The organism is Chlorobium sp., from assembly GCF_021740465.1.
GTDB lineage: Bacteria > Bacteroidota > Chlorobiia > Chlorobiales > Chlorobiaceae > Chlorobium.
On sequence record NZ_JAIOZR010000017.1, the window covers coordinates 1 to 20241 of the forward strand.

Annotated in this window: 19 protein-coding genes and 1 tRNA gene; 10 read left to right on the top strand and 10 right to left on the bottom strand. The window is 55.7% G+C overall.

The features are described 5' to 3' along the window. The 3 genes from K9G39_RS08335 to K9G39_RS08345 all read right to left on the bottom strand — a co-directional run. A partial coding sequence (locus K9G39_RS08335; protein WP_292004466.1) for an exodeoxyribonuclease V subunit gamma occupies window positions 1-271 on the bottom strand: 271 nt, incomplete at its 3' end. 63 nt (window positions 272-334) lie between these two features. After that, a complete protein-coding gene (locus K9G39_RS08340) occupies window positions 335-832 on the bottom strand; it encodes a PH domain-containing protein (protein WP_292004467.1) in 498 nt (165 codons plus the stop codon). Between the two features lie 16 nt (window positions 833-848). Next, the gene (locus K9G39_RS08345; RefSeq protein WP_292004468.1) at window positions 849-2198 is read right to left on the bottom strand and encodes a DUF389 domain-containing protein; all 1350 of its coding nucleotides are present in this window, start codon (window positions 2196-2198) and stop codon (window positions 849-851) included. Between the two features lie 187 nt (window positions 2199-2385). On the opposite strand from K9G39_RS08345, the gene K9G39_RS08350 reads away from it, so the two are divergent. After that, entirely contained in the window at window positions 2386-3813 is a 1428-nt protein-coding gene (locus K9G39_RS08350) for a deoxyribodipyrimidine photo-lyase (protein ID WP_292004469.1), read from the top strand. A gap of 36 nt (window positions 3814-3849) precedes the next feature. Here K9G39_RS08350 and K9G39_RS08355 read toward each other — a convergent pair whose 3' ends face one another. Both K9G39_RS08355 and K9G39_RS08360 read right to left on the bottom strand, forming a co-directional pair. Further along, window positions 3850-4983 carry a radical SAM protein gene (locus tag K9G39_RS08355; protein ID WP_292004470.1) on the bottom strand — a complete coding sequence of 378 codons (1134 nt, stop codon included), beginning with the start codon at window positions 4981-4983 and terminating at the stop codon, window positions 3850-3852. Window positions 4984-5073: 90 nt separating this feature from the next. Beyond that, window positions 5074-5469, bottom strand: coding sequence for a hypothetical protein (locus tag K9G39_RS08360; protein ID WP_292004471.1), 396 nt, complete (start codon window positions 5467-5469; stop codon window positions 5074-5076). Window positions 5470-6007: 538 nt separating this feature from the next. Between K9G39_RS08360 and K9G39_RS08365 the strand changes: the two genes are divergently transcribed. From K9G39_RS08365 to K9G39_RS08375, 3 genes are all read left to right on the top strand, one after another. Beyond that, the gene (locus K9G39_RS08365) at window positions 6008-6163 is read left to right on the top strand and encodes a hypothetical protein (protein WP_292004472.1); all 156 of its coding nucleotides are present in this window, start codon (window positions 6008-6010) and stop codon (window positions 6161-6163) included. Between the two features lie 219 nt (window positions 6164-6382). Further along, window positions 6383-6562, top strand: a complete 180-nt coding sequence (locus K9G39_RS08370) for a MarR family transcriptional regulator (protein ID WP_292004473.1) — start codon at window positions 6383-6385, stop codon at window positions 6560-6562. A gap of 102 nt (window positions 6563-6664) precedes the next feature. After that, window positions 6665-8107 (top strand): DUF4403 family protein, encoded by a 1443-nt coding sequence (locus K9G39_RS08375; protein WP_292004474.1) that lies wholly within the window; start codon window positions 6665-6667, stop codon window positions 8105-8107. A 45-nt stretch (window positions 8108-8152) separates the two neighbouring features. On the opposite strand, the gene K9G39_RS08380 is transcribed toward K9G39_RS08375, so the two are convergent. Then, on the bottom strand, window positions 8153-8659 hold the full coding sequence (locus K9G39_RS08380; protein WP_292004475.1) for a YbjN domain-containing protein: 507 nt from the start codon (window positions 8657-8659) through the stop codon (window positions 8153-8155). 368 nt (window positions 8660-9027) lie between these two features. Here K9G39_RS08380 and K9G39_RS08385 point away from each other — a divergent pair, with 368 nt between their 5' ends. Then, window positions 9028-10254: an FAD/NAD(P)-binding oxidoreductase gene (locus K9G39_RS08385; protein WP_292004476.1), complete on the top strand. Its 1227-nt coding sequence runs from the start codon at window positions 9028-9030 to the stop codon at window positions 10252-10254. Window positions 10255-10394: 140 nt separating this feature from the next. After that, on the top strand, window positions 10395-10706 hold the full coding sequence (locus tag K9G39_RS08390) for a HigA family addiction module antitoxin (protein WP_292004477.1): 312 nt from the start codon (window positions 10395-10397) through the stop codon (window positions 10704-10706). Window positions 10707-10709: 3 nt separating this feature from the next. Here the strand turns inward: K9G39_RS08390 and rmuC are convergent, their stop codons facing one another. Together rmuC and K9G39_RS08400 are read right to left on the bottom strand one after the other, a co-directional pair. Then, window positions 10710-12005 carry a DNA recombination protein RmuC gene (gene rmuC / locus K9G39_RS08395; RefSeq protein WP_292004478.1) on the bottom strand — a complete coding sequence of 432 codons (1296 nt, stop codon included), beginning with the start codon at window positions 12003-12005 and terminating at the stop codon, window positions 10710-10712. Window positions 12006-12380: 375 nt separating this feature from the next. Beyond that, the gene (locus K9G39_RS08400) at window positions 12381-13235 is read right to left on the bottom strand and encodes a bifunctional methionine sulfoxide reductase B/A protein (protein WP_292004509.1); all 855 of its coding nucleotides are present in this window, start codon (window positions 13233-13235) and stop codon (window positions 12381-12383) included. A 317-nt stretch (window positions 13236-13552) separates the two neighbouring features. Between K9G39_RS08400 and K9G39_RS08405 the strand changes: the two genes are divergently transcribed. After that, the gene (locus K9G39_RS08405; protein ID WP_292004479.1) at window positions 13553-15670 is read left to right on the top strand and encodes a thioredoxin domain-containing protein; all 2118 of its coding nucleotides are present in this window, start codon (window positions 13553-13555) and stop codon (window positions 15668-15670) included. On the opposite strand, the gene K9G39_RS08410 is transcribed toward K9G39_RS08405, so the two are convergent. Further along, a complete protein-coding gene (locus K9G39_RS08410; RefSeq protein WP_292004480.1) occupies window positions 15660-15887 on the bottom strand; it encodes a hypothetical protein in 228 nt (75 codons plus the stop codon). The two genes, K9G39_RS08405 and K9G39_RS08410, sit on opposite strands and share 11 nt — an antisense overlap. Window positions 15888-15989: 102 nt before the next feature. Here K9G39_RS08410 and K9G39_RS08415 point away from each other — a divergent pair. After that, window positions 15990-16063: transfer RNA gene (locus K9G39_RS08415), tRNA-Val, on the top strand. A 53-nt stretch (window positions 16064-16116) separates the two neighbouring features. On the opposite strand, the gene K9G39_RS08420 is transcribed toward K9G39_RS08415, so the two are convergent. Then, the gene (locus K9G39_RS08420; protein ID WP_292004481.1) at window positions 16117-16362 is read right to left on the bottom strand and encodes a hypothetical protein; all 246 of its coding nucleotides are present in this window, start codon (window positions 16360-16362) and stop codon (window positions 16117-16119) included. Between the two features lie 334 nt (window positions 16363-16696). Here K9G39_RS08420 and K9G39_RS08425 point away from each other — a divergent pair, with 334 nt between their 5' ends. After that, window positions 16697-18154: a biotin carboxylase N-terminal domain-containing protein gene (locus K9G39_RS08425; protein WP_292004482.1), complete on the top strand. Its 1458-nt coding sequence runs from the start codon at window positions 16697-16699 to the stop codon at window positions 18152-18154. A gap of 5 nt (window positions 18155-18159) precedes the next feature. Further along, entirely contained in the window at window positions 18160-20190 is a 2031-nt protein-coding gene (locus K9G39_RS08430) for a biotin/lipoyl-containing protein (protein WP_292004483.1), read from the top strand. Window positions 20191-20241: the final 51 nt, after the last annotated feature.

The following is a 20241-nucleotide window of genomic DNA, read 5'->3' on the forward strand; positions in this document are numbered from 1 at the left end:
TCGCCTCTTTGGAAAACTTCTCCGAATCGGTCCGGGAGAGGCCCAGCCAGTCGAAGAGCTGCTGCACCAGCCTGTTCGGGAACGGGTAGTCGGCTCCGGCCCAGACTCCGAAACGAGCCGCGAGCCGCATCGACAGCCATCGCTGCATGCCGCGGCTCTGCACCACGATCCGTTCGGACTCGAAAACCGGCACAGGATTCCGCTGCAGCACGCCTGCCAGAGCGTCTGCGAGAACTTCCATCCGGTTTCCGGTGTAGAGGTGCAGCGTCATGGGCGGTATTGACGGTATAGGCGGAATGAGCCGTAAACCGGAAACTGCGGCATCGGGACGGACTCAGGAGTTGCTCTGAAACGCATCGATCGCCTCCATGGCCTTGCGGCGGAACCCCAGCGGATCGCCGATGCCAGGTATCGGGGTTATCCCTCCGCCGGTGCCGTTGATGCTGAGCGTTCCGTAGCCGAGCATGCGGCCCAGCACCCCCTGTTCCACATGGAAGCTCTCCACCTTGCTGTGGTTCAGTTCGATGGTGCTGCGCCGGATGAAGCCGAACTTGGCGATCACCCGCTTGGAGGTGACGGCAAGCTCGGTGGACTGCCGCTTGACGAACGCCTCACCCGTAAACCACAGCCCGGCCACCAGAATGACGACTCCGGTATACCAGGCAGCCGAAGAGAGTTCCGTGCTCCCGTCAAGCGTGGCCCGGTACGAAAAAATCATCAGCCCCACAGAGAGTGCCATGAAGAGTATCGCCTTGCCGAACACTGTCCAGTGAAGGGTTGCCCTGGCATAGAGCTTTTCGCCCTGCATGAGGTTTTTCTCGACGTATCCCATATCCTGAATATTGACGTTATCTGTTTTTTTCGCCCTTGTCGATCAGCAGCTCGTTTCCCTGCTCGAAAACAACACGCAGCGTATCGTTCCGCAGCCTCGCCCTGAGCCAGGCCATAGCCTTTTCCCGCTCGTCGGGCGCAAGCCCTCCCGTTGCCGAAACCACGACGTAGGCCAGCCTGCGCGGTGTTTCAGCATCCTCGACGCTGAAACGGTAAGGTTCGGCAAACAGGCAGGCGGTTACCGACGGAAAAATCGCGCGCAACTCCATGAGCAGCGATTTTCCGGTATATGCCCGCCGCTGCAGGCTGTCGCGGATTTTTCCGTTTTCCTGGAGAGTGAGCGAGAGCTTCCTCAGCCGGGCCTGTACCTTCTCTTTTTCGCTGAGATCCCCGGTAATATCGGCAAACGAAATTCCCTGTTCAAACGAAAGCGTCGCATCACCGAGGCCGAACTCCCCGGCACGCCTGCGAAGCACGCCCTTGCTCTCATCAGTAAGCGAACGCCCCGCATAGATAAGGGTAATGCGGCGTCTGTCCGCGTCGATATCGTTGCGAAGCAGGTATTCTCCCCTGAACACCTGCACCGATTGCACGAACCTGCCCGCATTCTCCATGAAGCGTTCCTTCTTGACGAGCAGATAACCGAAATAGATGCTGGGGACGAGCGTAACGAGCATGACCGCGGTTATCCACCTGTTGATGCGCGTTTTCTGCGTTTCGGCGATATCGCTTCTGATGGGAAACTTCATGAACTGCGAAAAAAACACCGTCGAAAAACCGATGAACACGGCGTTGATGGTGAAGAGATAAAAGGCGCCGAAAAAGAATCCGAACTGACCGGTCGCAAGCCCGTACCCCGCCGTGCAGAGCGGGGGCATCAGCGCCGTGGCGATGGCGACGCCCGGCACCACGTTCCCTTTCAGTCTCGTTGTGAGCGACATCGTACCGGCAAGGCCGCCGAACAGGGCGATCAGCACGTCGTAAATGGTGGGGCTGGTGCGTGCCAGAAGCTCGGAATAGGCGCTCGATACCGGACTGATGGCGAAATAGAGCGTCGAGGTGACGAGGCTTGCCGCCACGGCAAACGACAGGTGCTTGAGCGAGCGGCGGAGCATCGGAAAGTCGTAGGTAGCGATGCTGTACCCGATGCCGTTGATCGGACCCATCAGGGGAGAGATGAGCATGGCGCCGATGATGACCGCCGTCGAATTGGTGTTGAGCCCGACCGAGGCCAGCACGATGGCGAAAATCAGGATCCAGAGGCGGCTGCCCTTGAATTCGATGTCGCTTTCGACGGCAGCGTGAATGTCCCTGAACGACTCGGCGTCCCTGCTGATACTGAGATAACGGAACAGTTTGCTGACCATGAACGTGAACGGTAAGAAAATGCGCGTAATAGAGTCGTTTTCAGAATGGTAAAATACAGCAATTTTTCCGGTTTCCTTTCTCCTGCAGGCAGCCGGAGAAAATGTTTATTTTCCCATGTAGATGCGACTTGCAGCTTCAACCCGAAGGATAACGGATCATGACGGCAACACCCCGATTCCCTGACTGATGAGCGACACCCTGACCATCCACTGGTTCCGCCAGGATCTCCGGCTCGGAGACAACCCGTCACTCCGCCATGCCGCCCTGAAAGGGCGCGTGCTGGCGGTCTATATTCTCGACGACGGCAACGCCGCCGAATTCCGCATGGGCGCGGCAAGCCGCTGGTGGCTTCACCACAGCCTCGCCTCGCTCGACCGCTCGCTGGAGGGGCGCCTCGCCCTTTTCTCGGGCGATCCGCTGGAAATCCTGCCGGCCCTGGCCGCCGGAACGGGCGCTTCCGCAGTGCACTGGAACCGCTGCTACGAACCCTGGCGCATTAAGCGGGATACCCTGCTCAAAAAAAAACTCGGAGAACAGGGGATCGGTGCGGAGAGTTTCAACGGTTCGCTGCTCTGGGAGCCGTGGGAGATAAAAAAACCGGACGGCACGCCCTACAGGGTTTTCACGCCCTACTACCGCAAAGGGTGCCTCGGCGCCGAACAGCCCCGCCTCCCGCTCGCGGCTCCCGAAAGGCTCGAAACAGCGCTTCCTCCGACAGGCAGCCTGCCGCTCGACGCACTTGACCTTTTACCCCGCATACGCTGGGACCTGCAGCTCGAAGCGCACTGGACTATCGGCGAACAGGCCGCCGCCCTGAGGCTCGAAACCTTTCTGCAGCATGGATTGACCGGCTACAGGGAGGGACGCGACTACCCGGCACGGCCGAACGTCTCGCGCCTCTCGCCTTCGCTCCATTTCGGCGAAATCTCGCCAAACCGGGTCTGGCACGCCGTAAAAAACCATGGAAACAGCCCGGATGTGGACCATTTTCTGAGCGAACTCGCCTGGAGGGAGTTCTCGTACAGCCTGATCTGGCACAATCCCGACCTGCCCCGCACCAACCTGCACGCCTCGTTCGACACATTCGGGTGGATGGAAAATCCGGCGGCGCTCAGGCGCTGGCAGAAAGGCATGACCGGTTACCCGATTGTCGATGCCGGCATGCGTGAACTCCGGCAGACGGGTTACATGCACAACCGCGTGCGCATGATCGTAGGATCCTTTCTGGTCAAGAACCTGCTTCTGCACTGGCGCCACGGCGAGCGGTGGTTCCGGGACTGCCTCTGTGACGCCGACCTTGCCGTCAACAGCGCAAGCTGGCAGTGGGTCGCCGGATGCGGAGCCGACGCGGTGCCCTACTTCCGCATCTTCAATCCGGTCACCCAGGGAGAGAAATTCGATGCTGGGGGAGCCTATACCCGCCGTTTCGTTCCTGAACTCGGCAGGCTGCCCGACCGCCACCTCTTCGCCCCGTGGGAAGCGCCCGCCGGTGTGCTGCAGGCCGCGGGGGTCTCTATCGGCAAAACCTACCCCGAACCTCTCGTGGAGCTTCGGGCTTCGCGCCGCCGGGCGCTCGAAGCCTACGCACGCACCCGAAAAAAGCCTGAAGCCTGAGCGGACCGCGAAGAAATCCCTTTTGCTCCTCCACCGTCATTTCGAGCCGGTAACCTCCCCGATAATGCTCATGAGCGGGGTACCTGCAAGATGATCCGCAAAAGAAAACCCATCAGCCCCAAGCGTTTCGATCAGCTCGTAAGCCGTTGTCACCGAGGCTTTTTCGGAAGAGCAGATAAAGGCGCCTGGCGAGTTGTAATCTCCCGTGGCGAAATAGTTCGTGCAGCCACACCAGTTCATGCAGTACCGATTGATGCCGCAGTTCAGGCAGAACGGGTTTGTCGTGTGCTCCGAATCGTGACTGCAGCTTTTCACCAGACCCGTGGAGGAGTGCACATTACCGAGACAGTGCTCATCTCCGTCATCGGAACCGATAAGACGCTCGCAGGGATAGATGTTGCCCGAAGGCGCAAAGGCAAACTCGCCCTTGCCCATCCTGCATCGTTCGAGCGGCTCGTAGCCACCCCGGAGTATGACGGTTATCTTGCTGTCGATAATGCTGATATGGCAGGGCGTGCCTGCCCCGTAGTAGTCGAGATAGAGTTTTCCTATCCGGCTGAACAGCCCGGGAAGCTTTTCGGCATGAGGCCGGCTCCAGCGAGCCGAAATATCGGGATTGAGATAGATGTTTCTTACCCCCAGAGAATGGAAATATTCCACCACGTCGGGAAGAGCCTCGAGGGTATCGGGCGTATAAACCGCATTGACCGGCATGAAAGGAAAAAATTCCAGCGCATGCCGGATGTTGCGTTCCACGATAGCCGAAGTCGACGATCCGTCCCGGAACACTCTCGAACGTTCCTGAATGAATGCCGGACCGTCGCAGCTTATGCCGGGGGAAATCCGGAAATCCCGGAGATCGGCAGCTATGGCCTCGTTGAAAATCGATCCGTTGGTGACCACCGAAAAAAGAAACCGCTCCGGGTCATAACCTTCATGGCGGTAAATCCTCCTCATAATGGATTTGATCAGTTCGAATTCGAGAAGGGGTTCCCCGCCGAAAAAACCGATATCGATTTTTTCATGCTCGGGAGTCCTGCGAAAAATAAAGTCGATAACCCGATCGGCCGTTTCCTGACTCATGACGGCATCGTGTCCGGATATGCCTGATATATAGCAATAGGCACATCCGAAATTACACTGCCGGGTAACCGCAATGGTATACTTCATATCTGGCTGGAAAAATAGAGCGGTCAGCGACGGCTTGATTACGGCATTGTTCTCTTGCCGAAACAAATCCGTCGCTGTTTTCCGCAGGGATTACTGATGTGGAAGCACTGCCTGACTGACTTCGATAAAACTCTCGAAAGGAATCGATTTGACCGCAGCAAGTCTGGCGCTCATCTCCTTGAGAATCGGAGCGCTGAACTCTCGCCACTGCTTGGCGTCGAGCAGATAGATATCGCCTTTGAAATGCAGATGGGGCGTTTTTCTGCCACCCCTCGGATCGATAATGTTATCGATCGAGATAGCTTTGGCCGAACTTTTTACAACGCCGGCAGCGACTTTCCCGACCGCCTTCAGTTTGTTAGCACTGATGAACTTGCCGATCAGTTCCTCCTCGACAAGCCAGAAATCGGCAGGAATACCGATTTTCCACTTCCACTCCATGCGCTGAAAGTCCATATGTGGACCCGAAATGTATGGTTCAGGCATATCGTTCTCCTTTTGCTTCAATTGTTTCAAAAAAGCAATACCGCATTCAACTGCAATCATGTGAACAGGCACCTCCTTTTGCAAGGTTGACAGGATGAGGGCAGAAAACAGATAAAACCAGATAATCCGAAATAAAAAAGGGGCTGCAGGAATCAACCGGAACAAGGGGAACACCGGATATCATGTGGCTGGGGGAATACCGGAACACCCTATGCGGAAAAACTACCAAAAAAAACAGTTACCTCAAAAGTATTACTACATCGCAGGGCCGGTCAAAACCTGCGCTGTTTAATAATGCATTTAAAATTAAAAGAAAGTTTAAAAAAAGTTGTAACTTTAAAGAACCTAACATTACCCCCAAACTATTATGTCATCCCCCATCGATTCAGGCGTTGAAAGACCCGGAAAGAAAAACCTGAACGAAATGTTTTCGCATGTCGGCGTTACCAGGAACAGTTGCAAAATCGTTTACCGGTAATAGTTGCGGCCTGAGGAAAACTGACATATAGACGTTCTCAAAAAGAATATGTCTGATGTTATGCTATACGTAGTTTCAGGAGCCCTGGTGTACTCCCTGCTTCTGGGAGTTCATTACACCTTTTCACTCGGGTGGAAATTCAAAATGTATGCCCTTGCCCACTTTCTCGGGGCGGCCATATCGCTCTACCTGATTCTTTCCAAAACAGTACAGTAGCAGTCCGAAAAGAAGATGCGCCGCCCGGCCGTTCTATTTTCAGGCACTGCTTTCCCGACACCGGAAAATCCGGTGCTAACGATTCAGCAGCAAAAAAAACGGTATTAATACCCGCCTGTCCTGTAAACGGGAATTATTATCTTTACAGATCGTTTACCGGAAGCATGAAGAAATGAATCATTCCGGTATATCCACCAATAAATAAACCATTGTATCCCTATGGACATCAGGAAAGCCATTCTTGACCTGCTTGAAAAGGAAGGCAAACCCATGAGCGCCGGCCAGATTGCCGACTCGGGCAAGCTGGATCGCAAAGAGGTCGATAAAGCCATGAAAACGCTCAAGGACGAAGAGCTGATCGTATCACCGAAACGCTGCTACTGGGAACCCAAAAAGTAACCTCGAGCGCTTTTTCAGGATAGTTTTCCGATCACTTCCGGCCGGGTCGGAACCATTTTCACCCCCTCCCGGCCGAGCGGAAACCCGTTAGAACTTCCTCCAATGAAAAAACCTCTCATAGCCGCCGGAATCGTCATAGCGTTTGTCGTTTCCGGGCTTTTTCTTTACCGGAAAATCGATGAATCATCCCGAAACAAGCCTCCTGAACCGCTCACAACCGAAGTTTCCGTCACGGCGCCGCCCTCCACGTTCAATCTTCCGGTACACATCGAAACAAAAACTCTGGCCGCATACCTGAACGGGAAAATCCGGGGCACCTTTCTGCGGAAAAACCTCCGGCTCCGGAAAGGCGAAAAAGAAAAAATTGCCCTGGCACTTACCAGACAGAACGACATCGTCATAAACTCCAGTGGGCGGGAACTTGTCTGTACCTTTCCCCTGACGGTCGACGCAACGCTGCTCGACAGCCGGTTCGGAAAAACGCTTTCAGGTCTGGTAAAGCCGCTGCGCACCACCATCATCGTCACGCTCTCGACACCGATCGCTCTCGACCGGAACTGGAGCATCGTCACCAGGTTCCGCATCAGAAACATCCGGTGGCTGAGTGAGCCGGTTGTCCGCATCGGACCCTTCAAAAAAAATCTCAGGCCGGCAATTACCGAAGCCCTGAACAGCAAGGGAGGCAAACTGACCGCCATGCTGGACCGGGAGATATACAGGGCGGCAAACCTGCAATCCACCATTTCGGACGTATGGCACGATCTTCAGGAGCCAATTCTCGTCAGCCGAAAACCCGCTCCGGTCTGGATCCGCTTTCACTGCAGCGGCATCCGGGGCGATATGGTACTGAACCGTAACGACATCACCTGCCTTACCCGCATCGACGCCGGAATGGTGATGCTCACCGATACCACGGCAATAGCCGTTCCGAACCCGCTGCCCCCTTTCAGCAGGCTCCTGCCGGATGAAAAAAGTACGCATTCCGTCATCAACCTTTACGCTTTCACCTCATTCGATGAGATCAACGAGCAGCTTAACGGCTACCTCAGGGGAAAAACACTGTCGAAAAAGGGGTACAACGTGACCATCACCGGTATAAAAACCTATGCCTCAAAAAAGGGACTCTCGATCGGCGTCAGTACCGACAGGGATATCAGGGGCTATCTGGTAACCAGCGGCAAAATCATATTCGATGCCCCCTCCCAGACCATGAAGGTGAAAAAGTTCGATTACGCCCTCGACACCGGAAACGCCATTGTCCGTACCGGCGATGAACTTCTGCATGAATTCGTACGCGATACGGTAGCCACGAGACTTAACGTGAAGCTCGACACGCTCATCGAAAAGGTTCCCGGCATCATCAGCAACGCTATCGCCAAAGGCAAAACAGGAAAAGTTATAGACCTGAGGGTTGACAGTCTGCGGGTTGAACGGTGCGACATCCTCCTCGACAGCAGGAAGGTGCACCTGCTGCTCAAGGTCGATGCAAAGGCGGATCTGCGGCTTAAAGGCATAAAACCCGGCAAAGCCTTAAGAGTATACTGAGGGGTGCCCCCGAGGGTGCGGGCACACTTCTCATGCAGAAAAATTTCAGCCCTGCGCCTCCTGGCTCCCTTCCTGGAACTGACGGGCTATATTTCTTTCCATCTCCCTGCGAACCTCCTCGTAACGAAGGTCGCTTGCCGCTACGGCCTCCAGCTCCGCCGCGTTGCGTTCGAACATGTCGACCGCTGCATGCAGCATGTTGTATATCAATGCCATATCCGCCGTGCAACCGCCGAGATCGACAAGCTGCTTGTAGGAGATGATGCCGTCATCCGCTCCGTTGATGCTGCCGGAGTAGCTGAAGCTTCCGTTGATGAAGTTGAAAAGCATGCAGGCATCGACCAGTTTGTCCTCCCTTACGGTAAACGGCGCATAGAGATAAAGCGCAAGCCACTCCCTCGTTTCATGGCCTTCGATCATGAGGCGGTAGGAACGGCCGCCTATTGACAGCCTGACTGCAAGTCGGCATATCCCTTCATCTTCAATCCTTTCGACCTGATCCTTCCAGCCGATATCGACGGCAAAGTCCTGCAGAAGCTGAGCGAAATGCATGGCGTATTCCTTTTTTGTTGACGGATTGCGGGTCGCACTCCGGTAATATAGGCCTGCCTGACGCTATTAACCGCATGGTATCTGCCCGAAAAGTTTTTGAGGCAACCTTACCGGCACACCCTTCGAAGCGCCGGGGGGCAGAGAGCAAATACTCGCGCATGCAAAACAAGCAACTATTGTACATATTCATATAATTGTTAAATTATATAATTACTCAGATATATAAAGAGCGCTGTACCGTTACTCCCGGCGGCCCGTAATACCGGCCTTCTCCTCCTCCTGCCGCCTATCGCTCACGACAGCATATCCTGAAACAGACTGGCGTAGACCGTTTTTCATGAAACAATAAACAGATTGGAGGCTGAACCATGTCAAAAAAAATCGTTGTCCTTGGGGCCGGCACGGGAGGAACCATCATTTCCAACAACCTGAGAAGGCATCTGCCCGAAGAGTGGGAAATAACGGTCATCGACCGTGACGACCAGCACATCTACCAACCGGGCATGCTCTTCGTTGCTTTCGACATGCAAAAGCCGGGCCGGCTCGTCAAATCGAGGCGAAAGTACATCACACCGGGAATAAATTTCGTCATCGACGAAATCACCCGCATCGATCCCGACAAAAAAGAGGTGACCACCCTGAAGCACAAATTCTCGTACGACTTTCTGGTCATCAGCACGGGATGCCGGATCGCCCCCGAGGAAAACGACGGCCTGCTCGATGCGTGGGGAAAGAACGCCTTTACCTTCTACACCATCCCTGATGCCGAACTGCTCCGCAACAGGCTCAAGGAGTTCGATGGCGGAAAGGTTGTGCTGAACATTGCCGAACTCCCCTTCAAGTGCCCGGTTGCCCCGATCGAGTTCATATTTATGGCCGACTGGTATTTCAAGCAGAAAGGCATCAGGAACAAGGTGGATATCGAACTGGTCACTCCTCTCCAGGGCGCTTTCACCAAGCCCAAGGCTTCGGCGGTATTCACCGCATCGGCAAAGGAAAAGAATATCAGAATCACTCCGACCTTCGAGCTGAGCGAGGTGAACGGCAAGGAAAAGTACATCGAGTCCGTCAAGGGCGACAAGGTGAAATACGATTTGCTGGTATCGATACCGACGACACTCGGCGACAGGATGATCAGCGATTCGGGCATCGACGACGGTATCGGTTACGTGCCGACGCACCAGAACACCCTGAAAGCCCTCAAGCACGAAGGCATCTACGTGATCGGCGACGCCACCAACGTGCCTACCTCGAAAGCCGGATCGGTCGCGCACTACGAAGCCGACGTTGTGGTGTTCAACATCATGGCTGAAATTCACGGCGTCAAGCCCGAGGAAATTTTCGACGGCCACTCCACCTGCTTTATCGTCTACTCCAAAGGCACCTCTTCGGTCATCGATTTCAACTACAAGATCGAACCGCTTCCGGGGCAATTCCCCATGCCGAAACTGGGACCCTTCTCCCTGCTGAAGGAGACAAAAATGAACTGGTACGGAAAACTCGGGTTCGAATGGCTTTACTGGAACGTTCTGCTCGCCGGAAGGCATTTGGGCGCCCCGCCGACACTGGTCATGGCCGGCAAGGAGGTCGGATAGTGATCTTCCCTTGCGGGTTCCCGGAGCGGCGTTGCAAGAAACAGGGTGTTTAGAGGGTTTGAAATCCGGAAAAAAGTAGTAATCTGAGGTTACATATCCCCAGATAAATCTTTTCGCTCTGCAACCAGGAGATCCGCTTTATGCATGTCAGTAAAAATATTCCGCTTCACCCGGGAACTGTTCTTCTCGAGGATTTTCTCAATCCCCTGCAGCTGACCGAAAAACAGGTTGCCGAAGACATTCATGTTCCCGTATGGCGAATCAACGATATCATCACCGGCAAGCGGTGCATAACCGCCGACACGGCTCTTCGCCTTGCGAGATATTTCAGCACACCGGCCCAGTTCTGGTTCGGCCTGCAGATGGACTACGATCTGAAGCTCGCCATGAACAGAGCCGGCAACAGCATCGAACGCGATATCCGCGTGTTCGAGAACCCCGCCGAAGCTTAGGGCTCACTCTTCTGCTCCCGGTGCCGGATCCTCTCCGGCACCCCGGGCAATCCTCCGGCTCACCTTCGCGCCGAGCTTTCGTATCTCCTCTACCCTGCCGACAAGATTTCCCCGTCCGTCCCTCAGGCGTCGCACGGCAAGATCGAACGATTCCGAAACGCCGGAAAGCTTCTTTCGGGCATCCTCCATGCTCTCGACGATGAGAGCTACCTGATCGTATATCCGGCCCGCCCGCTGGGCAATGAGCTCGGCATTCCGGTTTTCGTTCTCGCGCCGCCACAGCTGGGCGATAAGCTTGAGGGTGATCATCAGGGTTGCCGGCCCGCAGAGCACGATATTTTTTCCGGCAAGATCGTATAGCAGATCCGGATCGGCCTGCATGACCGCCTGCCACGCCGGTTCGAGCGGGATGCACATGATAACGAAATCGAGCGTGCGGTTGCCCCCGATATCGTGGTACTCCTTCTCCTGCAGTGCCGCAATATGGCGGCGAACCGACTGCACATGCTCCCTGAGGGCCTGTTCCCTCCGGCTCTCGTCTTCGAGGCTGCAGAACCGTTCATACGCGGTCAGCGACACCTTGGAATCGACGACGACCGCCTTTTCGCCCGGAAGCAGCACCATGAAATCGGGGCGCTTCAGAGCGCCCTCCTCGTCGCGGAAACTCTCCTGCGCCTCATATTCGCGCCCCTTTTCGAGTCCTGAAGCCTCAAAGATCCGTCCGATGATCATCTCTCCCCAGTCGCCCTGCACCTTTGCGTCCCCCTTGATCGCACGGGCAAGGGTGTTGGCTTCGTCGCTGACCCTTCCGCTGAGCTCCATAAGCTGCCGCACCTGTTCACGCAGGCTTGCCGAACCGGCGATATTGGTTTCGTGCAGCTCGTCCACCCTGCGGCGGAAACCGTCGAGCTGTTCGCGAAAAGGCTGCAGGAGGGTATCCATCCTTTTCCGGTTCTCTTCGCCGAGCACCCTTCCCCGCTCTTCGACGATCCGCCCTGCAAGGTTTTCGAACTCCTTCTGAAGCCGGGCTTCTGAATCCTGAAGCAGTGCGATCTTCTCGGCGGCGCTCCGGCGCTCATGCTGCAGGTCGGCTTCGAGACGGGCATGCTCGACCCTGAGCTTCTCCAGCTCTCCTCCTGCCGCCTCGAGCCGGGAGAGCGCACGGTCCCTCTCCGCTTCGGCACCCTGCAGGCGCATCAGTTCGGCCTTGCTGGGCGCATCGCCGAACTGGCGGAAAAGGATGAAAACAAGCAGCAGCAGCACAAGCAGCAGCAAAAAGAGAATCACTGAATCGCTCATATCGGTTTCAGATGGGGTAACGCCGGACTTTTCTGCAAGATACATACAAAGCGGAGAAAAACGCACCCCGTCCCGACAGCGGCACCCTCCCCCGCATATCCTCTTTTCCCTCTTCTTCCCCCTTTTTGCGCATACTTTATTTATTAAAGTTCTTTATGCGCAGCGAAAAAAGAGAAAAACGGGCATTCACTACGGGGTGTCGTAAACTTGAGGGTAAGTCGGTGAGGTCAAGTCGGATGCAGCACAGAAACCGGAGTGTACACGCACGAGGATTTCGATCCCGACAGGTCGGGGCCAACGCAGCTATCGGGCCGTGCAACAACTCCATTCACACGCCACCGCGCGAGTGTCAAGCGACGTAAAGGAGCGCGAGTATCAAAATCGTTTCGTGTATATATGACAATACGGCTGATGCCCCGTCTTTTCGTAGTAATCCTGATGGTAATCCTCCGCCGCCCAGAAGGTTCCGGCTTTTTCAACCCTGGTAGCAACCCGGTACCCTTTTGCTTTCAGTTCGGCGATGAGCTTTTCAGCCGCCTTGCGCTGCTCCTCGTCGGCGTAGAAAACCGCCGAACGGTACTGCGTCCCCACATCCGGGCCCTGCCGGTTCACCTGCGTCGGATCGTGGATTTCGAAAAACAGCTTCGCCAGGGTTTCGTAACTCACCTGCGACGGGTCGTACTCGACCTCTACGGCCTCGGCATGCCCTGTCCTTCCGCTGCACACCTGCTTGTAGGAAGGGTTCGCGATCTCTCCTCCGGTGTAGCCGGATTTAACCGAAAGCACGCCCTTTACCTTGCTGAAATGGTACTCCACCCCCCAGAAGCAGCCGCCCGCAAAAACCGCCGTCCGGGTTGCCGACGGCTTCTGGGCTTCGGGCTGAAAGTTCAGCGAAACCGAGTTCACACAGTGGCGCACGTTTTTGGCGGTCATGCCTTCGTTGAAGAAAACGTGGCCGAGATGAGCGCCGCAGTTGGCGCAAACGATCTCGGTACGCCGTCCGTCCGCATCGCGAACCTCCTTGACCGCGCCGGGCAGGGCATCGTCGAAGCTCGGCCATCCGGTGCCCGACTCGAATTTGTCGGAGGAACGGAACAGGGGGGCATCGCACCGCCTGCACTGGTAGGTACCCGTTTCCCTGTTCTGGTAATATTTACCTGAAAAGGGCGCTTCCGTGCCTTTGCGGACGATCACGCGCTCCTCTTCGGGCGTAAGCTGATTGTATGGCATATTTTTCTCCTTTTGTTCCTGAAGATGAACTTCCGGCACCGGCGGAGCACTGCCGGAACAGGATGCAAGCAGCAGCATCACAAAAAACGTTACCGGAAGAAGAGTCAATCTCCTTATGGTGCCCAAGGCGCTGTCGAAAGTGAAGCTCATTGTAAGAGGCCGATGCGTTTGCCGGAAGCGGAATAACCCGAAAAACTCAATAATCATATAACCGCAAGGTTATCCTGTTGGTTTCTCCGGAGCATGAGAACTTTCACCCCCTTCGGGGGTGTTGAAGAAAGAGCTTCCACTGAACGCAAATGCACAGAACAAGCCCCATGAACCGTAAACCGGCAGAACCGAACCTCCTGGCAAGGGAAAAAAGCCCGTATCTCCTGCAGCACGCCTTCAATCCGGTTGACTGGCACCCCTGGGGCCCGGAGGCTTTCCGAAAATCGAGGGAACGCAACATACCGATCTTTCTTTCCGTCGGATACGCGACCTGCCACTGGTGCCATGTAATGGAGCGGGAATCGTTCGAAAACGAAGAGACCGCAAGGCTGCTCAACGACAACTTCATACCGGTGAAGGTCGACCGCGAAGAGCTTCCGGATCTCGACCGGCTCTATATGACCTATGTACAGGCCTCCACGGGAAGGGGAGGATGGCCGATGTCGGTATGGCTCACGCCCGACCTGAAACCTTTTTACGGGGGAAGCTACTTCCCACCTGAAGACCGCTACGGCATGCCGGGGTTCAGAACCGTGCTCTCCTCCATTGCGCAATTGTGGAAAACCGATCCGGCACGCATCAGGGATGCGTCCCGAATCTTTTTCGAGCAGCTTCAGCCCCCCTCCCCAATTGAAAAAAACGGGATTCCGGAAAAGGGCGAGGCGCAGGAAGCCTGTTTTATGTGGCTTGAATCCCTTTTCGATCCCATCTGGGGCGGGTTCGGCAGCGCACCGAAATTTCCAAGGCCGGTACTGCTCACCTTTCTCTTCAGCCACTCCTTTCATACGGGTAACCCGAAAGCGGCCTCGATGGCTCTGCTCACGCTGAAAAAAATGGCCGACGGGGGCATACACGATCACGTGCGAAGCATGGGCAAAGGAGGAGGAGGATTCGCCCGCTACTCCACCGACCTGCGCTGGCATCTCCCCCATTTCGAAAAAATGCTCTACGACAATGCGCAACTTGCCATGAGCTATCTGGAAGCATACCAGATAAGCGGCGACAGGTTTTTCTCGTCGGTGGCCGAAGACATCTTCAATTATGTGCTGCACGATATGCAGTCACCGGAGGGCGGCTTCTATTCGGCAGAGGATGCCGACAGCTTCCCTGACGGCGAAGCGCCGGAAAAACGTGAAGGCGCGTTCTATGTGTGGAGCTGGAAGGAGGTAATGTCGCTTCCTGCGGATCCGGAGAAGCTGGAACTGTTCGCCCGCACCTACGGCATGAAACCGGAAGGCAACGTGCCTGTAGATCCGCACGGCGAGTTCGGAGGAAAAAACGTGCTCATGGAGCAATCGGCACCTGAAGAGCATGAGAAAAATACCGCCACGGTGCTTGACGAGGTTAGGGCGCTGCTCTACGAAAAGCGCCTGCATCGTCCCCGTCCGCTGCTCGACGACAAGATCATCACCTCATGGAACGGGCTCATGATATCGGCTCTCGCAAAAGGGTACCGGGTTCTCGGCCATGAAGAGTATCTCATGGCGGCCCGTAATGCCGCAGATTTCATACTCAGGCATCTCTATGAGGAAAACGGAAATCGTCTGCTCCGCCGCTATCGGGACGGTGATGCGGCCTTCGCCGGTAAAGGCGAGGACTATGCTTTTCTTACAAGGGGGCTGCTCGACCTCTATCAGGCCTGTTTCGACGACCGGTACCTCGATGTCGCCGACAGGCTCTGCAGCAAATGCAACAACCTTTTCTACGATCATGCAGGCGGAGGGTATTTCAGCACCGCAATGGACGACGACTCGGTTCCTGTGCGGCTCAAGGAGGAGTATGACGGCGCAGAACCTGCGGCCACGTCTGTATGCATTCTGAACCTGCTCGACCTTGCCGTAATGACCGGCAACGAGGAGTACTTCGGTATGGCGGAAGCGTGCTTCAGGAGTTTCGGCACCATGCTTTCACTCAGCAGCCATGCGCTGCCGCTCATGCTCGCGGCACTGAACAATGCCCGTAAAGGGGGAATTCTGGCCATCCTGGCCGGCAGGAGGGAGTCGCCGGAAATGCAGAAGTTGCTGAAAATGCTGAACGCACCCTACATGCCGGGCCTGGCCATTATGCATGCATCGGCCGGAAGCCTGAACGGGGTGGAAATACCGGAGGCCATCGACCCTGACGCGGCGACGCCTGTGGTCTTTCTGTGCATCGGGCACTCCTGCCGGTTGCCGGCAACCACCCCCGAAGCGCTCGATGAACTGCTGAAGGAAGCTATCCGTTGAACGGCAGCCGGTCCTCGATGTCCTCGCGCTCACCCTTCTGCTTTACCCCGTCCACGACCTGACCGAGAATCGAGCCAGCGGCGAAAATGCCGAGTCCGGCTACCGCAATACCTGCAAGAACAGGCATCAAAGGAGCTGCAAGCGGTCCGATCACCGCTGCGCCGGCAACACCTGCCGCGACTTTCAGAACTCCATCCGGAGGTTTCATCGATTCCATTTGTTATATATCCGTTTTTGTAAGATTATTTTGACAAATCGAAGTCAATCCTTACTTTACCGCATGCCGGAACGTCCGTTCCCGCAGTAAACCCGACAGAATGGACAATTAGCTCAGTTGGTTAGAGCGTTCGCTTCACACGCGAGAGGTCATAGGTTCGAGTCCTATATTGTCCACCCTTATCCCGTCTGAGCCGGAGAGCCCGTTCTCCATCAATAAATCTCTCCACCTATTTCTGTTGTCCGCCATCCGAACCGGTCACGTCCACGTGAACAACACCGCTTCCCTCTCCCTGCGTTTCGGAACTATCCGACTGTGGGTTCATGGCTTCGACAACCTGTTTCATGAGCGAATCGGCAATAAAAAGTCCTGCACCACCGACAAGCATTCCGGCGACTCCGTGCATTACTAAAGGCATTCCAAGCGGCGTCAGGAGTATGGCACCTCCAGCCGCAGCAGCAGCGTCCTTCAGCATTGTACAACTCCCTGTTGTAGTTCTGGTTACAGACCAAACGGGCGCACCTGTAGCCCTCTGGCTTTAAAACATCATGCCCAAATATACGCAGGATTTTCCGGAAAAAAAGAGAGGACTACGCCACTCATGCAATTTCACGGTCTGTTCACGCCTGCTATCTTCCGTCCCGGTCTTTCAGCCCGAAAAAAGTCTGCAGCCAAATTATGGGCCGGTGTTGGCGGAGTTGAAGAAAATAATGATATTTCCCAACGCCAGAATCTCCTGCAGCCAGCGGGTCACTTTCGTCCGGTTTCAGCATCAATACTTCAACATTATTCAAGTCGGCAAAGCCATAATGGACAAAAAAATCAGAAAGGTTCTTGTAGCCAATCGCAGCGTACCGGCGGTACGGATCATTCAGACCTGCAAAGACAGAAAAATCCCGACGACGGCGGTCTACAGTACTCCGGACCGGCTTGCGGCACATGTTTTCATGGCTAATGACGCGATTCATATCGGCGAGGCTCCGCCGGTCGAATCGTACCTGAACATGGAAAAGATTATCGCCGCAGCCCTCAAGACCGGGGCGAACGGTGTGCATCCGGGATGGGGATTCCTCTCCGAAAACGCGAAGTTCGCCCGAATGGTGCAGGATTCGGGCCTGATCTGGATCGGGCCGAGCCCTGATGTGATCCACATGATGGGCGACAAGATCGAGTCGAAAAAAATTGCCAAAGAAGCCAGCGTCCCCACCATCCCGGGCATCAATTCCCCGAAAACCACCGATGAGATCCGCAGGTGGATGCAGGAGGAGGATGTCGCCTTTCCGATCATCATCAAAGCCTCTTCGGGAGGCGGCGGCAAGGGTATGGTGAGGGTCGGCAACGACACGGAACTCGATACCGCGCTGGCGCAGGCCAAATCCGAGGCGAAAAAATCGTTTGGCAACGACGAAATACTCGTTGAAAAGTTTATCGAAAAAGGCAAGCACATCGAGGTGCAGATCATTGCCGACCAGCACGGCAACGTGATCCATCTTTACGATCGCGAGTGCACGCTGCAGCGCCGCAACCAGAAGGTGATCGAAGAGGCCCCCTCTCCCAGCCTCGACGAAGAGACCCGTAACTCGATCTGCGAAACCGCCGTCCGGCTCATGCGCACGATCGGCTACTCCTCTGCAGGCACGGTCGAGTTTCTGCTCGATGCCGCAACCGGCAAGTTCTACTTCCTCGAAGTGAACACCCGTCTTCAGGTGGAGCACGGCATTACCGAGCTGGTGACCGGCGTGGATATCGTCAGCCTGATGCTCGACATAGCCCAGGGCACCCCCCTCGGCTTCCGGCAGGAGGACATCCGCCCGAACCGCTGGGCACTGGAAGTCCGCCTCAATGCCGAAGACCCGGCAACCTTCAATCCCTCGTTCGGCAACATCAGCCGCCTGCATCTGAACATGCATCCCGGCGTCAGGGTGTCGCAGGGAGTCTATGAAGGTTCCGAAATTCCACCCTACTACGACTCGCTGATCATGCTTCTGATGACAACCGGCCCCGACAGGGAAACCGCCATCATGAAGATGGACAGCATTCTCTGCCGGAACCTCAGGGTCGAAGGGGTCAAAACCCTCGCCCCTCTGCTTTTGAGCCTTATCCGGCACCGCGATTTCCTCAGGGGCGATTTCTCGACACGCTTTATCGAAGAGCATATGGACGAACTCGTCTCCATGTTCCCCGAAAGCGACAGTGAGGAGGATGCGCTGAAAATCGCCAGATATGTAGCTGAAATTTCCGCTCTTGGAACACCGAACTGGATTTAACCAACATGACAAACCCTGTCTTCGTAAAACCGGGGATGAGCCCCAAAGAGATCGTTCAAAACGTTCGTAATCTGGATGCGATTGCCCTGACCTCGACCGGAATGAGAGACGCCGGACAGTCGGATTATAAAAACCGGCTGAGGATACGCGACCTTGCCACCCTCTCCAGCGAATACAACGAGATGGGGCTCTTCAGTTCCGAGTGCCATGGCGGAGCGCGCTGGCATGTCGGAATCATGAACCGCCGCGAAAACCCCTTCGAAGAGATTGCCCTTCTCCGTGAGAGGATGCCGAACGTGCTGCTGCAGACGCTCGTGCGCGAAACAAACCTCTGGGGATATCGCCCTTATCCGAAAAACATCATCGAGCATGTTATCTCGAGGGTCGATATCGATGTATGGCGCTGTTTCTCCTTCCTCAACGACGTGCGCAACATGCGCACTGTCGCCGAAGTCGTCATGAAGCGCGGCCGCCTTTTCCAGCCCGCCATCGCATTTACCCAGGCCGACTGGACAACGAACGACTATTTCCTGAAACTCGTCAGGGCGATCGTCGATCTTTGCGGCGGCACGGACGAAATCATTCTCTGCGTCAAGGACATGGCGGGAGTCGGCAGCCCGCGACGCATCCATTCGCTCTTTGATGCCATAAAGCAGGAGTTTCCCGATCTGGTTCTGCAATATCACCGACATGCCACTGACGGCCTTGCCCTGCCGGCCCTCCTTGCCGCCGCAAAGGCCGGCGCAGGCATCCTCGATGTCGAAGAGGACTCGCTCACCCGTTTCTACGGTCAGGCGCCGCTCATGAGCGTGTCTTCGTTCCTCGAGGAATCGGGCATAAAGGTCCATCTCAACACCAGGGCGGCCGATGGTGCGGTTCAGAAAGTGCGCGAATGGATCCGTCACTACGAATGGGCGGAGTCGCCCTTCAAAGGCTTCGATCACGGCGTCCTAATGCACCGGATGCCCGGCGGCGCCTTTCCAAGCTCTTTCGAGCAGGCGCAGAAAGGGGGCTTCCTGCACCTGATGCCCGCGATTCTCAAAATGATGTCGCTCTACAACCAGATCGTGAAATATTTCGACGTCACGCCGGGCTCACAGGTCACGTGGGTAACCTGCAGCGGCATCGTCAACCACTACGACAAGGAGAGGGGCTTGGCAGGCGTCAATCATGTGATCGATCTTCTGACCCGGTTTGTCGAGGAGAAAAAGCAGGATTTCGACACCATGCCGCCCGAAGACCAGGACGAACTGCTCCATCTTTTCAGGGGCGCTCCCGGGGATTTCAGGAACCTCATCATCGGCAACTACGGAAAACTGCCTATGGGATGGCCTGCTGACTGGGTCTATACAAGCTGTTTCGGAGAGGAAGGCCGGGAGAAAATCGCTCAGCGCCACGAAGAGTCTCCACTTGACGCCCTTCCGGACGAGGATCTGGATCGCCTGCACCATGAGCTCTCGGAACAACTCGACCGGGTACCGGACGAAGAGGAGTTCATTCTCTTTCTCATGCACCCGAAAGACGCCATCGACCTTATCCGGTTCCGTGAAAAATACGGCGACGCCCCGCTCGTTCTGCCGACCGATGTCTGGAGATCCGGTTTGCAGAAAGCGGGCGACAAGGTCGAGTTCGAATACCGCGGGGTTCCCTACTCCATCGAGCGCGTCTCGATCGGCGCAGAGCATGACGGTGTCATTCACGCCGTCATGAAGGTGAACAACCAGATCCGGGTATTCAAGATCGAAACGCCCCGCGCAAGGAAAACCGAAATCCGGATGGCCAAAGGCATAACCGATATCGGCGCCCCGATCAACGGAACCGTCTGGCGTATCGGAAACCCTGAACGCGGTTCGGTCAGGGCCGGCGACATTGTCCACAAGGGAGAAGAGATCGCAAATCTCGAAGCCATGAAAATGGAAAACGCGATCTTCGCACCCTATGACGCGCAGATCACCGAAATCACGGTACGGCTCAACCAGATGGTAAAACAGGAACAGCTGCTTTTCGTTCTGGAAGAGGTGAAGGAAAATGACTGACTGATAAACGAGGGGGCGATGGCAAGTCGTCCCTTCCTGTATCGGCAAAAC

Excerpts from the sequence above, each read along its gene's own strand:
- K9G39_RS08375 (WP_292004474.1), top strand. The coding sequence starts at position 6,665 with ATGAAAAAACCTCTCATAGCCGCCGGAATCGTCATAGCGTTTGTCGTT.
- K9G39_RS08390 (WP_292004477.1), top strand. The coding sequence starts at position 10,395 with ATGCATGTCAGTAAAAATATTCCGCTTCACCCGGGAACTGTTCTTCTC.
- K9G39_RS08380 (WP_292004475.1), bottom strand. The coding sequence starts at position 8,659 with ATGCATTTCGCTCAGCTTCTGCAGGACTTTGCCGTCGATATCGGCTGG.
- K9G39_RS08340 (WP_292004467.1), bottom strand. The coding sequence starts at position 832 with ATGGGATACGTCGAGAAAAACCTCATGCAGGGCGAAAAGCTCTATGCC.
- K9G39_RS08430 (WP_292004483.1), top strand. The coding sequence starts at position 18,160 with ATGACAAACCCTGTCTTCGTAAAACCGGGGATGAGCCCCAAAGAGATC.
- K9G39_RS08410 (WP_292004480.1), bottom strand. The coding sequence starts at position 15,887 with ATGGAATCGATGAAACCTCCGGATGGAGTTCTGAAAGTCGCGGCAGGT.
- K9G39_RS08370 (WP_292004473.1), top strand. The coding sequence starts at position 6,383 with ATGGACATCAGGAAAGCCATTCTTGACCTGCTTGAAAAGGAAGGCAAA.
- K9G39_RS08365 (WP_292004472.1), top strand. The coding sequence starts at position 6,008 with ATGCTATACGTAGTTTCAGGAGCCCTGGTGTACTCCCTGCTTCTGGGA.
- K9G39_RS08360 (WP_292004471.1), bottom strand. The coding sequence starts at position 5,469 with ATGCCTGAACCATACATTTCGGGTCCACATATGGACTTTCAGCGCATG.
- K9G39_RS08345 (WP_292004468.1), bottom strand. The coding sequence starts at position 2,198 with ATGGTCAGCAAACTGTTCCGTTATCTCAGTATCAGCAGGGACGCCGAG.
- K9G39_RS08425 (WP_292004482.1), top strand. The coding sequence starts at position 16,697 with ATGGACAAAAAAATCAGAAAGGTTCTTGTAGCCAATCGCAGCGTACCG.
- K9G39_RS08420 (WP_292004481.1), bottom strand. The coding sequence starts at position 16,362 with ATGCTGAAGGACGCTGCTGCTGCGGCTGGAGGTGCCATACTCCTGACG.
- K9G39_RS08385 (WP_292004476.1), top strand. The coding sequence starts at position 9,028 with ATGTCAAAAAAAATCGTTGTCCTTGGGGCCGGCACGGGAGGAACCATC.
- rmuC (WP_292004478.1), bottom strand. The coding sequence starts at position 12,005 with ATGAGCGATTCAGTGATTCTCTTTTTGCTGCTGCTTGTGCTGCTGCTG.
- K9G39_RS08350 (WP_292004469.1), top strand. The coding sequence starts at position 2,386 with ATGAGCGACACCCTGACCATCCACTGGTTCCGCCAGGATCTCCGGCTC.
- K9G39_RS08355 (WP_292004470.1), bottom strand. The coding sequence starts at position 4,983 with ATGAAGTATACCATTGCGGTTACCCGGCAGTGTAATTTCGGATGTGCC.
- K9G39_RS08400 (WP_292004509.1), bottom strand. The coding sequence starts at position 13,235 with ATGCCATACAATCAGCTTACGCCCGAAGAGGAGCGCGTGATCGTCCGC.
- K9G39_RS08405 (WP_292004479.1), top strand. The coding sequence starts at position 13,553 with ATGAACCGTAAACCGGCAGAACCGAACCTCCTGGCAAGGGAAAAAAGC.